The organism is Tahibacter sp., from assembly GCF_032229445.1.
GTDB lineage: Bacteria > Pseudomonadota > Gammaproteobacteria > Xanthomonadales > Rhodanobacteraceae > Tahibacter.
Genome location: NZ_JAVTWC010000008.1, coordinates 45,754 through 59,639 on the forward strand (window position 1 = coordinate 45,754; position 13,886 = coordinate 59,639).

Genomic DNA, 13,886 nt, shown 5'->3' on the forward strand with positions numbered 1-13,886 from the left:
AGGTGCGCGGATGCGGCGTTCTGCATGGGTTTTCACACGGAACTGACAGCGCTCGTGGCTGAGTGATTATCGCGGCCATCCTTGAGGTTTCCCGCCAGCGCGCTTCGCGCGATGATCGGCCACACACAGCTTTGCTCTTTTTGCACGAGTACACACCGCCGCTGTTTCGGCGTACCTTCGGATGCGTATGTCGTAAACACGGGGCCAGAGCGAACGGACAGCCATGGGTCAGGAGATCACCGGTCGCCCGCTGGAAATCCTGCTCGTCGAGGACAACCCCGGCGACGTGCGGCTCACCACGGAAATGCTCAAGCAGGCCAAGCTGCTCAACCGGCTCACCGTTGCGACCGACGGCGAGCAGGCGCTGGCGATGCTGCAGCGCGTCGGCGCCTACGAGCACCAGCCGCTGCCGGACCTGATCCTGCTGGATCTGAACCTGCCCGGGATCGACGGGCGCGAGCTGCTCGAGCGCATCAGGGACGATCCGGACCTGTCGCGCATCCCGGTGGTCGTGCTGACCCAGTCCGGCGCCGATGCCGACGTACGCCGTGCCTACGACGCGTTCGCGAGCTGCTACGTGCGCAAGCCGCTGGACCTCGACCAGTTCCTCGGTGTGATGCAGAGCATCGGCCATTTCTGGCTCAGTGTCGTCACCTTGCCGGCCGGAGTGGGGGCGCGCCTTGATGCTTTGCCGGTGCTGCTGGTCGAGGATGAGGCCGGCGCTGCGCGCCTGGTGCGCGAACTGCTCAGCGAAGCCGAGCCGCGCTATGTCGTCGACACCGCGGACACCCTGGCCGGCGCGCTCGCGCAGCTTGCACAGAAACGTTACGCGGCCGTGCTGCTGGATCTGGGCTTGCCGGACTCACAGGGCCTGCAGACTTTGCGCGCGGTATTGCACGCGGCTGGGTCGATGCCGCTGGTCGTGCTCAGTGGCCGCGACGACGAAACCCTCGCGATCCGGTCGATCCAGCTCGGCGCGCAGGACTACGTGGTCAAGGGCCGTGGCGACGGCGCGCATCTGGCGCGCGCGCTGCGCTATGCGATCGAACGCAAGCTCGTGCAGGAGCATCTCGAATTCGTCGCCAGCCACGACAGCGTGACCGGCCTGCCGAACCGGCGCCGCTTCATCGACTCGCTGCGTCAGCTGCTGCCGTCGCTGCGCCGCCGCGGCGGCGAGGTGGCGGTGCTGGTCGTGACCCTGACCGGCCTGAGCGCGATCAACCAGAGCCTCGGACACGACATCGGCGATCTGTCGCTCAAGGCGGCGGTCGGGCGCATGCAGCGGCTCATGCCCGAAGGCACGCTGCTGGCCTGCACCGGCAATACCGAGTTCGCGCTGGCCTGCATCGATCGCGACGCGATCGGCCAGGCTGCGCTGCTGGCCGAACAACTGCTCGATGCGCTGCGCCAGCCTTACCGCGTCGGCGAGCACGAGTTCTACCTCGGTGGGCAGATCGGCCTGAGCCTCTCACCAAACGACGCGGTCGAAGCGGCGGCGTTGCTCAAGTGCGCCGAGACGGCGATGTACCAGGCCGGCCAGCGTGGCGTCAGCGGCATCGACTTTTATTCCTCCGAGCTCAACCGCGATTTGCAGGAGCGCCTGACGCTCGAACGCGAACTGCGCCATGCGCTGCTGCGCGACGAGCTCGACCTCGACTTCCAGCCCATCGTCGACGGCGAAGGCCGCGTGGTCAGTGCCGAGGCACTGCTGCGCTGGAACCATCCGCAGCGCGGCCGCCTTGCGCCGGACGAATTCCTGCCGCTGGCCGAGCAGTCCGACCTGATCCTGTCGATCGGCCGCTGGGTCATGGAGCGCGCGATGGGCGTGGCAGTGGGCTGGTCGGCGCTGTAGCCGGATCCGCCGAGCGTCGCGATCAACGTCTCGGCGCGCCAGCTCGGCGCGAGCAACGTACTGTCCGACGTGCGCTCGGCGCTGGAGCACAGTGGTCTGCTGCCGCAGCGGCTGGAGCTGGAACTGACCGAATCGGTGATGCAGCGCCCCGAGTCGCGCGCCACGCTGTCGGCACTGCGCGAACTCGGGATCTCCATCGCAATCGACGATTTCGGCACCGGCTTCAGTTCGCTGAGCTATCTCAAGGCGTTTCCGGTCGACCTGCTCAAGATCGACCGCAGTTTCGTGACCGACGCGATCACCGACACGCGCGATGCGGTCATCGTGCGCGCCATCATCGCGATGGCGCACATCCTCGGCATCGACGTGGTGGCCGAAGGCGTGGAGAGCGAGCGCCACCTGAGTGTGCTGCGCGCGCTGGGGTGCAACCGCATGCAGGGCTATCACGTGGGTCGGCCGGAACCGGCGGAACGTTTCGCCGAGCGCCTGCGACAGCAGGTGCGCGACGAGGTCCGCGACCGTCCGCCGGACGCGCGCGATGAGTGACGTGGCCGGCCGCCGGGCTGCGCGCCAGCGCGGCCAATTCCTGTGGGCGGGCGCGCTCGCAACGCTGGGCTGCGCGTTCGCCGGGGTTGCGCTGAATCTTGCGGGTCTGCACGAGTGGGCGCCGACCTGGCCGGCGCTGGCCGCCTTGCTGCTGCTCGGCGCGGCGCTGCTGGCCGAGCGTGCGCGGCGGCCGGGGTTGGCCATTGCGCTGAGCCTGCCGGTCGTCGCACTGGGCGGTGGCGTGCTCGTGATCACGCTGGCCGGCGCGCGCGATACGCTCGGTGCGGATCTCAACAGCTTGAGTGCATTGCCGGGCAACAGCGCCGCTGGCCTGCTCGCCGCGGCGCTCGCGCTCGCCCTGGGCGCGCGGTCGTCACGCGCCGGCGTGCAGATCCTGTGCACCCTGCTCGCGGCGCTGGCGGTCTCGCTCGGTACCTTCGGCCTGCTCGGCCGGCTGCTCGGCATCACGCCCGGCATCGGCTGGGGCGGGGTCAGCAGCGTGTCGATACTGACCGGCTCAGGCCTCATCGTCTGTGGCAGCACCTTGCTGCTGCAGCGCGCGCTCGGCCACGACGGCGGCGACGCGGGCGCGCGCGCAAGCCTGCTGCCGGCGCTGTTCGTGCTCGCCATCGCGCTCGGCGCCACCGCGATGGCCTGGCGCGTCAGCGCGGAAACGCAGGCGGGCGCGCAGCGCCAGCGATTCGAACACGAGGCGCAGCAGCTTGCGGCCACGATCGAGCTGCGACTGGGCGGCTATTTCGACGTGCTGCACGGCGCGCAGGGGCTGTTCGCCGCGTCCGACAGTGTCGAGGTGGACGAATGGCGCCGCTACTGGGCCCCGATCGATCTTTCCTCGCGCTATCCCGGTATCGTCGGCATGGGCTATGCGCCACGCCTGGATGCGCGTCAGCGCAGCGATTTCGAAGGCGACATGGCCGCGCGGCTGCGACCGGGCTTCCGTATCTGGCCCGAGGGCGTGCGCGAAACGTATTACCCGGTGACCTTTCTCGAACCGCAGCGTGGCGCCAATCTGTGGCGTATCGGCTTCGATCTCGGCAGCGAGGCGCCACGGCGCGAGGCCGTGGAACGCGCACTGGTCCGGGACGAGATCGCGCTCAGCGGCAAGCTTGAGGTCGCCGGCGACGTCGCGGGCGAGGTCGAGCCGGGCTTCGCGGTCTACGCGCCGCTGCGCATCGGCGAGCGCGACGAGGAGCCGGGTCGCGCGCTGGGCGTCGGGTATTTCGAATTCCGTGCGCGCGACTGGGTGCAGCCGATCGGCACGCCACAGCGCAGCGGCCTTCACATCCGCCTGTTCGACGGCGAGCGCGAAGACGAGGCGCAGCTGCTGTATGCCGACGCCAACGGTGCGGCGGCGGGTGGTCTGGTCTACGGCCAGACGCTGGACCTGGCGGGCCGGCGCTGGCGCCTGGTGACGCGCGCGACCCCGGCATTCGTGCGCGCGAATGCGTCGTCAGCGCCGCTGTCGGTGCTGCTGGTCGGCCTGTTCTGCAGCCTGCTGCTGTTTGCGATTGCCTGGCTGCTGGCCGGTTTGCGCGCGCGCGCCGAACGTCTGGCCGAGCAGCGCACGGCCGAACTGCAGCGCAGCCAGCAGGCGTTCAAGGCGCTGACCGACACGGCCAACGACGCGATCATCGCAGCCGGTGCCGACGGGCGCATCCGCTACGTGAATCCGTCGGCCGAACGCTGTTTCGGCTATGGCGCGAGCGAGCTGCAGCAGCAGCTGCTGACCGTGCTCATGCCCGAGCGCTACCGCCCGCTGCACGATGCCGGCATGGCCGCCTTCCTCGCCGGCGGCGAACCGCGCGTGATCGGCCAGACGATCGAACTGGCCGGCCTGCGCCACGACGGCAGCGAATTCCCGCTGGAAATCTCCATCGCCCATTGGCAAAGCGACGGCGAGCATCACTTCACCGCGATCCTGCGCGACATCACGCGCCGGCGAGAAACGGAAAAGACCATGGAGAGCCAGCGCAAGGAGCTGGAGCGCTCCAACGCGGATCTCGAACAGTTCGCCTACGTCGCCTCGCACGACCTGCAGGAGCCGTTGCGCATGGTCGCGAGCTATGTGCAGCTGCTGTCGCGACGCTACAAGGGCAAGCTCGACCAGGACGCCGATGAATTCATTGGCTTCGCGGTCGACGGCGCGCTGCGCATGCAGAGCCTCATCGACGACCTGCTCACGTATTCGCGCATCGCCGCGCGCGCCGACCACACGCGCGAAGTCCCCGCGGCAGACTGCCTGGAAGCCGCGTTGCGCAACCTCGCCGCGCGCATCGCGGAAACCCAGGCCGATATCCGCTTCGGCACGCTGCCGCGGGTCTGCGTCGATCCGCTGCTGTTGACCCAGCTGCTGCAGAACCTGATCGGCAATGCGCTGAAGTTCTGCGGCGAGCGACGGCCCGAGATTGCTATCGACGCTGCGCGCGAAGACGCGTGCTGGCACTTTCAGGTGCGCGACAACGGCATCGGTCTCGATCCGCAGTATGCCGAGCGCATCTTCGTCATCTTCCAGCGCCTGCATACGCGACAGCACTACGCTGGCACCGGCATCGGCCTGGCGATCTGCAAGAAGATCGTCGAGCGCGCCGGTGGCCGCATCTGGGTCGAGTCCCGGCCCGGTGACGGCGCGACCTTCCACTTCACCCTGCCTGTCCTGGAGCCTGTGGCATGAGCGAATCCGCCGAACCCCGCGCCGTCGAGATCCTGCTGGTCGAAGACAACGAAGGCGATGTGCGCCTGACGCGCGAGGCGCTGCGCGAAGGCCACTTGCGCAACCGCCTGCACGTCGCCGAGGACGGCGAGCGCGCGCTGGACTTCCTCTATCGCCGTGGCGACTTCACCAACGCTCCGCGGCCCGACCTGATCCTGCTGGATCTCAACCTGCCGCGCCGCGACGGCCGCGAAGTGCTGGCCGAGATCAAGGCCGACCCGTCGCTCAAGCGCATTCCGGTCGTCGTGCTGACCACCTCGCGCGCGGAAGAAGACCTCGTACGCATGTACGACCTGCACGCGAACTGTTTCATCACCAAGCCAGTGGACTTCGACCAGTTCATCCAGGTGATCAAGACCATCGAGAATTTCTGGTTCACGATTGTGGTGTTGCCGCCTGCGTGAGGTAAGGAATCGGGAGTGGAGAATCGGGAATCGTTCGAGCGGAGGGTCGCTCGATAGCCGGGCGGGCTTCGTAGCAACGGCCGCTGCGTTGCCTCGCAGCTGCTTTCACGATTCCTGATTCCCCATTCGCGATTCCCGGCGGCTACGCCGCCCGCCCCACCTTGCTGCCGGTCTCCCGGCCGAGCTGGGCGGCGAGCCAATGGCCGGTTTCGACGAGCTTCGCCAGGTCCACGCCAGTCGCGATGCCCATGCCTTCGAGCATGTAGACCACGTCTTCGCTCGCGACATTGCCGCTCGCGCCTTTCGCATAGGGACAGCCGCCGGTGCCCGATACGGCGGCATCGACCACACTGACGCCGAGTTCGAGGCAGGCCAGGATATTGGCCAGCGCCTGTCCGCGCGTATCGTGGAAATGGATCGCGAGCGCATCCATCGGTACCTCGGCGGCGACCGCGGCGAGCATCGCCGCGGCCTTGCGCGGCGTGCCGATGCCAATGGTGTCGCCGAGCGAGATCTCATAGCAGCCCGCGCGATGCAGGCGCGTGGCGACGCGCACCACGTCCGACAGCGGCACCTCGCCCTGGTAGGGACAGCCCAGCACCGTGGACACGTAGCCGCGCACGCGCACGCCGTCGGCCGCGGCGCGTTCGAGCACGGGCGCGAAGCGTTCGAGCGATTCGTCGATGCTCGCGTTGATGTTCGTACGACTGAATGCTTCGGATGCCGCGGCGAATACCGCGACTTCGTCGGCACCGAGCGCGCGCGCGCGCTCGTAGCCCTGCAGGTTCGGCACCAGCACGGGATAGTGCACGCCGGGCCGGTGCGCGATGCCACTGAACACATCGGCGGCGTCGGCGAGCTGCGGTATCCACTTCGGGCTGACGAAGCTCGTCGCCTCGATGCTGCGCAGGCCGGTCGCGCTGAGGCGGTCGATCAGCTCGATCTTCACCGCCGTGGGCACGATGGCCTTTTCGTTCTGCAGGCCATCGCGCGGACCGACTTCGACGATGCGCACCTGCTGCGGCTGACTCATGGTGTTTCCTTGCGCTGACGCGCGAGCAGGGTCTTCTCGTAGGCCTCGACCGATTGCTCGCTGCGTTTCAGCCGGGTGGGCTTGTCATTGAATATGGCGTGCTTGCGCACGATTTCCAGCATCTGCTGGCGGTTGCCCCGCACGTAGACATGCAGTTCGGTCGCGGTCTTGTCGATCGTGCCTTCGATCTTGGCGTCGAGGATCAGCTTGGCCACCCGCTCGGCGTCGACGTCGTGAAGATCCAGGGTGTCGCCGCGCAGCCGGTAGCGCGCGAAGAAGAAGGATTTTTCCGGTGCCGGCTCGATCGCATGCGGTGCTGACAGCTTGACCAGTCCCTTGAGCTGCACGTCGGAGACGACGATGTAGTCGTTGCCACCGTCGTGCACGAAATTCAACGGCACATGGATGGGCTTGAGCGGTGCGCCGGGCTCGGTCTGGTCGAGCACATGGAAGCGACATTCGTGATCGACGTAGAAGGCGCCGTCGGTGCTTTCCCCGGTTTTTCCCTCGTCGGCGAGCCAGAGTCCTTTCCAGCCCACATCGCAGGACTCGATGTTGTCTCCGAGCGGCGCCTCGAAGCGCGTTTCGACGCAGCCGCCCAGCAGCAGCGCGGTAGCCGCGAACAGCAGGCGGGTTGCGTGGTGTTTCATCGTGCGGATTTGCATCAGACGCTCTCCAGCCGGATCAGCACGGCATCGGCTTCGACGAATTCGCCGGCCTGGGCCTGTACCGCGGCGACAATGCCCGCGCGCGGCGCGCGCAGGGTGATTTCCATCTTCATGGCTTCCATGATGGCCAGTTCCTGGCCTTCGACGACGGCGTCGCCAGCCTGGACCCTGGTCAATACGACGCGGCCTGGCATGGGGGCGGTGACACGGTCGCCACCGCCGCTCTTGCTGGCGCTGTAGGCGAACGCGGCGGCGCGCTCGAACACCTGGCGCTGCTGGCCGTCGTGCAGCAGCACATGCGCCTCGTCGATGTGCGCGCTGAAACGGCGCGTGCTGCCGTCGATCTCGGCGCTGAAGCGCCCGTCGGCGTACAACGCGTTGCGCACGATCGCATGGGTACCATTCCAGTCGAGGCTGTACTGCCCGCCCGCGCCGTGCGCGGCGATCTCGATGCGTTCGCCGGCATGCACGAGCGCGACGACGCGCTTGCCCGGATGGCCCAGGCGCCAGCCGTCGGCGCGTGCCCACGGCGAGTGCGGATCGTTGCCGGTCGCGGCGAGCTGCGGCGCAGCGGTTTCCTGATCGAGCAGCACCACGGCCGCCGCTGCGGCGAATTGCGCGGTGGGCACGGGTTCCGCGCTCTGCGGCAGGAATTCGTCGAGATGGCGGTCGAGGTAGCCCGTGTCGATCGTCGCGCCGGTCACTGCCGGATGACGCACGAGGCGCTCGAGGAATTCGACGTTCGACTTCGGCCCGACGATCTGCGTGGCGGCCAGCGCTTCACGCATGCGCTGCAGCGCTTCGTCGCGGTTTTTGTCCCAGACGATGAGCTTGGCGATCATCGGGTCGTAGAAGATCGACACGGTGTCACCTTCGATCACGCCGCCGTCGATGCGCACATGGCGCGAGGGCTGCGGCAGACGCAGTGTGGTCAGGCGGCCCGAGCCCGGCAGGAAGTTCTGCGCCGGATCCTCCGCGTACAGGCGCAGCTCGATGGCATGGCCGTCGGCGGGAATCGACTTGTTGCGCACGAGCGAGCCGGGCAGTGCTTCGCCGGCGGCGACGCGCAGCTGCAGCTCGACGAGATCGAGATTCAGGGTCAGCTCGGTAACCGGATGCTCGACCTGCAGGCGTGTATTGATTTCCATGAAGTAGAAATCGCCGCCTTGTCCCACGATGAACTCGACGGTGCCGGCATTGCTGTAGTCGATCGCGCGGGCTGCAGCGATGGCCGCATCACCCATGCGCGCGCGCAGATCCGGCGTGACGAACGGCGATGGCGCTTCTTCCAGCACTTTCTGGTAGCGACGCTGCGCCGAGCACTCGCGCTCGTTGAGGTGCACGATGTTGCCGTGCGTGTCGCCGAACACCTGGAATTCGATGTGCCTCGGCTTCTCGACGTAGCGTTCGAGCAGCACGCGGTCGCGGCCGAACGCGTTTTTCGCCTCGCGCTGGCAGGACTCGAGGCTGGCGGCGAATTCTTCCGCCGAACGCACGACGCGCATGCCCTTGCCGCCGCCGCCGTGGGCCGCCTTGATCATCAGCGGATAGCCGACACGGCCGGCTTCGCGTGCGAGCACGCCTGGATCCTGGTCCTCACCGGTATAGCCCGGCACCACCGGCACCTTGTGTTCCTGCATGAGGATCTTGGCGCCGGCCTTGGAGCCCATCTTGCGCATTGACGCGGCGCTGGGGCCGATGAAGATCAAACCGGCGGTCTCGACCGCCTCGGCGAAGTCGGCGTTCTCCGACAGGAAGCCGTAGCCCGGATGGATGGCCTGTGCGCCGCTCTTCTTCGCGACATCGAGGATCACGTCGCCGCGCAGGTAGGAATCCGCCGGCCGCGAGCCGCCGATCGGCCAGGCCTCGTCGGCGAGTCGCACGTGCTGCGCGGTCGCATCGGCTTCCGAATACACCGCGACCGTCGCGATGCCGAGCCGGCGGCAGGTGCGGATCACGCGACAGGCGATTTCACCGCGGTTGGCTATGAGTACCTTCGAAAACAGTCCTTGCATCGTGTGCCTTCCGGTTGTTTGGCATCGGCGCCGGCCGTCACGGCCGGCCTGCTGGGGTGTCTTGTCGCGGACGGTCGCCGCCCGTCGCTCACTCGGGCTTGTGGCAGACCGCTTCGAGATTGTGGCCGTCCGGATCGATGACGAACGCGCCGTAGTAGTTCGGGTGATACATCGCGCGAATGCCGGGCGGGCCGTTGTCCTTCGCGCCGGCGGCGATCGCCGCGGCGTAGAACGCATCCACGGCCGCGCGGTTTTCCGCCGCCAGCGCGACATGCAGCCCATTGCGCGTCGCCTCGCCACCGGTGCCGATCCAGAAATCCGGCTTGCCCGTGCCGAAGCCCGCATGGCGCGAACCGTTGCCGGTCATCTCCGGCGTGACTTCCATGACGAGTCCATGCCCCAGCGGCGCGAGCACGGTCTTGTAGAACGCGAGACTGCGGTCGAAATCGGAGACGGTGAAACCGAGGTGGTCGATCATGTCAGCTCTCCTTCGCCCAATCAGGCGCACGTTTGTCGAGAAATGCACCCAGTCCATGCTGGCCTTCGGCCGACACGCGCAGGCGCGCGATCAGTGCGGCGTTGTGCTCGTCGAGCGTGCGCTGCTGGCCGTCGCTCATGCCGGCCATGGCCAGGGCCAGGCGCTTGGCTTCGGTCTGGGCGAGCGGGCCGCCCTTGCCCAGCCAGTGCAGGCTGCGGTCGATGGCGGCGTCGAGTTGGTCGGCGGGGACGGCTTCGTGCAGCAGGCCGATGCGCTGGGCGTCGGCGGCACCGAAGACTTCGCCGCTGATGAACAGCCGGCGCGCCTGGCGCGCGCCGATCGCGGCGACCACATACGGCGATATCACCGCCGGCACCAGGCCGAGCTTCACTTCCGACAACGAGAACTTCGCCGTGTCCACACCGATCGCGATGTCGCAACAGGCGACGAGGCCGACGCCGCCGCCGTAGGCCGCGCCATTGACGCGGGCAAGGGTGGGCTTGGACAGGTAATTCAGCGTGCGCATCAGCGCAGCGAGCTTGAGGGAGTCGGCGCGGTTGTCGGCCTCGCTGGCCTGCGCCATCGAGCGCATCCAGTTCAGATCCGCGCCGGCGGAGAACGAGGCGCCTTCGCCGGTCAGCACGACGGCGCGGATGGTCGCGTCGGCGTCCAGCTGCTGCAGCGTCGTCGTCAGTTCGGCGATTAGGCTCTCGTCGAACGCGTTGTGCACGCCGGGACGGTTCAGGCGAACCTCGGCGACGGCGCCACGGACGGCCAGTGCTACGGATGCGGTCATGGATCCCTCCCTCCGGGTTTCCAGCAGCGAAAGCCGGATCATAGCGGCGTCAAAGGGAATAGGCCGGGTTCCAGGTCCGGACATCTGCAGGCGTATGGTTTCGAGGGGGAGATGTCGGCGCAGCCGTCCCGTTTCGCCGGCGGGGGGGGGGGCGCGCGGCAAACGTCGAAGCCCCGCAGGCGGACGGATCCGGATATAATCGCGAACCATTCTTATTCAGTGCGTATCTGCCTGTGCGACTTTCCGAACTGCTTCCGGGCAACACGGCCGTCGTGCGCGAGGTCGAGGATGTCGGCAGCGCCGATCCCATCGCCCGGCGCCTGCGTGACCTGGGTTTCGTCGCCGGTGAGCCGGTCAAGCTGGTCACGCGCGGGCCGGTAGGCGCCGACCCGTTGCTGGTTCAGATCGGTTTCACGCGGTTCGCGCTGCGGCGCAGCGAGGCGGCCCGCGTCTGGCTGCAGTCCGAAGGAGCGAGCGCATGAGTACGGACGCGGCACTGCGCATCGCCCTGGTCGGCAACCCCAACTGCGGCAAGACCGCGTTGTTCAATCTGCTGACCGGCAGCCGCCAGAAGGTCGCCAACTACGCCGGTGTCACGGTCGAGCGCAAGCAAGGCCGCTATACGGCGCCTTCGGGACGTGTGGTCGATCTGCTCGACCTGCCGGGCGCCTACAGCCTCGACGCGGCGAGTCCGGACGAGGCAATCACGCGTGACGTCTGTCTCGGCATCGCCGCGGGCGAAACGCGGCCCGACCTGCTGGTCTGCGTCGCCGACGCGACCAACCTGCGCCTGCACCTGCGTTTCGTGCTCGAAGTGCGCCGTCTTGGCCTGCCCGTCGTGCTGGCGCTGAACATGATGGATGCCGCCGCGCGGCGTGGCATCCGCATCGATATCGCGGCACTCGAACGCGAACTCGGCATTCCCGTCATCGAAACCGTCGCGGTCAGGCGTGCCGGCGCCAAGGCGCTGGTCGAACGCCTCGACCTCGCTGTGCCGCTGCCGGCCGTAACCAGCGCCGGCGATGCCGATCTGCACGCGGAAGTGCGACTCGTGCTCAGTGCCGCGGTCAGCATGCCGACGCGCACGGCGGCCACCGACGATGCAATCGATCGCGTCGCGCTGCATCCGTTCGGCGGACTCGTGCTGCTCGCTGGCCTGATGTTCCTGATCTTCCAGAGCGTGTTCTCCTGGGCCGAGCCGCTGATGGAGGGCATCGAAGGCGGCATCAAGCTGCTCGGCGAGTGGAGCGTGGCGACCTTGCCCGATGGCCCGCTGCGCAGCCTGCTCAACGACGGCGTGTTCGCCGGCATCGGCGGCGTGCTCGTGTTCCTGCCGCAGATCCTGATCCTGTTTCTGTTCATCCTCGCGCTCGAGGAATCCGGTTATCTGCCGCGCGCGGCCTTCCTGCTCGACCGCCTGATGTTCAAGGCCGGCCTGAGCGGACGCTCCTTCATTCCGCTGCTGTCGAGCTTCGCCTGCGCGATCCCCGGCATCATGGCCACGCGCAGCATCCAGGATCCGCGCGACCGCCTGACCACGATCATGGTCGCGCCGCTGATGACCTGCTCGGCGCGACTGCCGGTGTATACGCTGCTGATCGCCGCGTTCATCCCGCAGCGTACGGTCGCCGGCCTGTTCAACCTTCAGGGCATCGTGCTGTTCGCGCTGTATGTGGCGGGCATCGTGAGCGCGCTCGGTGTTGCCTTCGTCATGAAGCGCCTGCGCCGCGACCGCAGCGAGCACGCGCTGATGCTGGAACTGCCCTCGTACCGCTGGCCGCATCCGCGCGATCTCGCGATCGGCCTGTGGGAGCGCGGCTGGATCTTCATCCGGCGCGTCGGCGGCATCATTCTCGCGCTGACGATCCTGCTGTGGTTCCTGTCGAGCTATCCGGCGCCGCCGGAAGGTGCGACCGGACCGGCGATCGACTACAGCTTCGCAGGCCGCATCGGCCGCTGGCTCGAAGTCGTGTTCGCGCCGATCGGCTTCAACTGGCAGATCAGCATCGCGCTGATTCCGGGGCTCGCCGCGCGCGAAGTCGCGGTGTCGGCGCTCGGCACGGTGTATGCGCTGTCGGGTTCCGACGAAAGCGTCGCCGCCGCGCTAGGCCCGCTGATCGCTGTGCAATGGCCGCTCGCGACCGCGCTGTCGCTGCTGGTGTGGTTCATCTTCGCACCGCAATGCCTGTCGACGCTGGCCGTGATCCGGCGCGAGACGAATTCCTGGCGCAATGTGTGGATCGCCGCGGGCTATCTGTTCGGGCTCGCCTACGTCGCCTCGTTCATCACCTTCCAGGTCACCCGGGCGCTAAGCGGATGACCGCCTCGCTCGCCGTGCAATACGTCATCGTCGGCGCGATCGTCGCGACCGCGGCGATCAGCGTGCTGCGCAAATACCTGCCGTCGGTCTGGGGCAGGGCGCTGGCGCGGATCGCCGATGGGCTCGAATCGGCGCGCATGCCGTCGTGGGTGCGACGCACCGGGTCGCGTTTGCGTGCGCGGATTCCGGCGAGCGTCGGCAGTGGCTGCGCGACGTCGGGTGGCTGTTCGTCCTGCGGCGCCTGCGCGACGACCGACCCGGTCATACCGACGCGAGTTCTTGCCGAACCCAAGCCCCTTCGGCGCGCGTAGCCCTCCGAGATCAGTCACGCCTGCGCTGATGGTCACCAAGCTCGTGACGCAGCCGTTCCGAGACGGTGCACTCGCGCGGCGTATGGCGCGGCGACAACGTTGCTGTGTCAGATGTAGCATGCTGTGTCTTGCGAGATGCGGAGGAATGCCGAGCAGCGCCGGCGCGCCGTTGCGCATACATTCCTCCGCCGCGGATCCGCCCCAATGACGACCTCGATTCGCGCGAGCTTCATCAATCTGGACGTCGAGCTCGAATCGAGCGAGGACCTTGCGCCGCTGGCTCAGCATTTCGGCCGTCGCACGTTCGTGCTGCAGTGTGGTGCGACCGAGACGGAACCGCCGCGATTCCGGCTCGCAATAGAGGCGCTTACCGATGGCCAGCTCGAATGTGACCCGCAGCGCTGCACGGACCATTTTCTTGCGCTCGTCGAGTCCTTGCCTCCGGTACTTCAAGCGCTATGGAGCGGCTGCGATTCGCGCGTGTTCGACTACGGTTTCGAGGGCGGCCGCGATGCGGCACCATTCGCTGCAGTGATCGACGCCGCTCGGGTAAGCCGCGTTGCCGCGTTAGGCGTGGACCTGCGCATCACTGTCTATGCGTATCGGGAACCTGAAGCCGACACAGCGTGTGCTGAGACGTGTCCAACGTGCTGCGCTGAGGTCAGTACCCCGATTTCCGCGTAGTCATGGTTCGCCGATGCTCTCGGGTGCTATCGCCTCAGGGCTGTTTGC

11 protein-coding genes and 1 pseudogene are annotated in these 13,886 nt (G+C 67.6%); 7 read left to right on the forward strand and 5 right to left on the reverse strand.

Going from position 1 to position 13,886, the window contains the following annotated elements:
- Window positions 1-223: 223 nt before the first annotated feature.
- The 3 genes and pseudogenes from RUU78_RS02365 (at window position 224) to RUU78_RS02375 (ending at window position 5,533) form a co-directional block, all read left to right on the forward strand.
- Window positions 224-2,398 (forward strand): annotated as a pseudogene (locus tag RUU78_RS02365) (EAL domain-containing protein).
- Window positions 2,391-5,090 carry a CHASE domain-containing protein gene (locus RUU78_RS02370; RefSeq protein ID WP_313913285.1) on the forward strand — a complete coding sequence of 900 codons (2,700 nt, stop codon included), beginning with the start codon at window positions 2,391-2,393 and terminating at the stop codon, window positions 5,088-5,090. Before RUU78_RS02365 ends, RUU78_RS02370 begins: the two are co-directional and overlap by 8 nt.
- The gene (locus RUU78_RS02375) at window positions 5,087-5,533 is read left to right on the forward strand and encodes a response regulator (protein ID WP_313913287.1); all 447 of its coding nucleotides are present in this window, start codon (window positions 5,087-5,089) and stop codon (window positions 5,531-5,533) included. The genes RUU78_RS02370 and RUU78_RS02375 overlap by 4 nt, the downstream gene beginning before the upstream one ends.
- Window positions 5,534-5,675: 142 nt before the next feature.
- Here RUU78_RS02375 and RUU78_RS02380 read toward each other — a convergent pair whose 3' ends face one another.
- From RUU78_RS02380 to RUU78_RS02400, 5 genes are all read right to left on the reverse strand, one after another.
- On the reverse strand, window positions 5,676-6,566 hold the full coding sequence (locus RUU78_RS02380) for a hydroxymethylglutaryl-CoA lyase (RefSeq protein ID WP_313913289.1): 891 nt from the start codon (window positions 6,564-6,566) through the stop codon (window positions 5,676-5,678).
- Entirely contained in the window at window positions 6,563-7,231 is a 669-nt protein-coding gene (locus RUU78_RS02385; protein WP_313913291.1) for a hypothetical protein, read from the reverse strand. The genes RUU78_RS02380 and RUU78_RS02385 overlap by 4 nt, the downstream gene beginning before the upstream one ends.
- Window positions 7,231-9,240, reverse strand: a complete 2,010-nt coding sequence (locus RUU78_RS02390; RefSeq protein ID WP_313913371.1) for an acetyl/propionyl/methylcrotonyl-CoA carboxylase subunit alpha — start codon at window positions 9,238-9,240, stop codon at window positions 7,231-7,233. Before RUU78_RS02390 ends, RUU78_RS02385 begins: the two co-directional genes overlap by 1 nt.
- A gap of 97 nt (window positions 9,241-9,337) precedes the next feature.
- On the reverse strand, window positions 9,338-9,727 hold the full coding sequence (locus RUU78_RS02395; RefSeq protein ID WP_313913293.1) for a VOC family protein: 390 nt from the start codon (window positions 9,725-9,727) through the stop codon (window positions 9,338-9,340).
- Window position 9,728: 1 nt separating this feature from the next.
- A complete protein-coding gene (locus RUU78_RS02400; protein ID WP_313913295.1) occupies window positions 9,729-10,523 on the reverse strand; it encodes an enoyl-CoA hydratase-related protein in 795 nt (264 codons plus the stop codon).
- 233 nt (window positions 10,524-10,756) lie between these two features.
- Between RUU78_RS02400 and RUU78_RS02405 the strand changes: the two genes are divergently transcribed.
- From RUU78_RS02405 to RUU78_RS02420, 4 genes are all read left to right on the forward strand, one after another.
- A complete protein-coding gene (locus RUU78_RS02405; protein ID WP_313913297.1) occupies window positions 10,757-11,005 on the forward strand; it encodes a FeoA family protein in 249 nt (82 codons plus the stop codon).
- A complete protein-coding gene (gene feoB / locus RUU78_RS02410; protein WP_313913298.1) occupies window positions 11,002-12,843 on the forward strand; it encodes a ferrous iron transport protein B in 1,842 nt (613 codons plus the stop codon). Before RUU78_RS02405 ends, feoB begins: the two co-directional genes overlap by 4 nt.
- Complete coding sequence (locus RUU78_RS02415) at window positions 12,840-13,154, forward strand: DUF6587 family protein (protein WP_313913300.1); 315 nt, start codon at window positions 12,840-12,842, stop codon at window positions 13,152-13,154. The genes feoB and RUU78_RS02415 overlap by 4 nt, the downstream gene beginning before the upstream one ends.
- Window positions 13,155-13,358: 204 nt before the next feature.
- On the forward strand, window positions 13,359-13,838 hold the full coding sequence (locus tag RUU78_RS02420; protein ID WP_313913302.1) for a hypothetical protein: 480 nt from the start codon (window positions 13,359-13,361) through the stop codon (window positions 13,836-13,838).
- Window positions 13,839-13,886 lie beyond the last annotated feature (48 nt).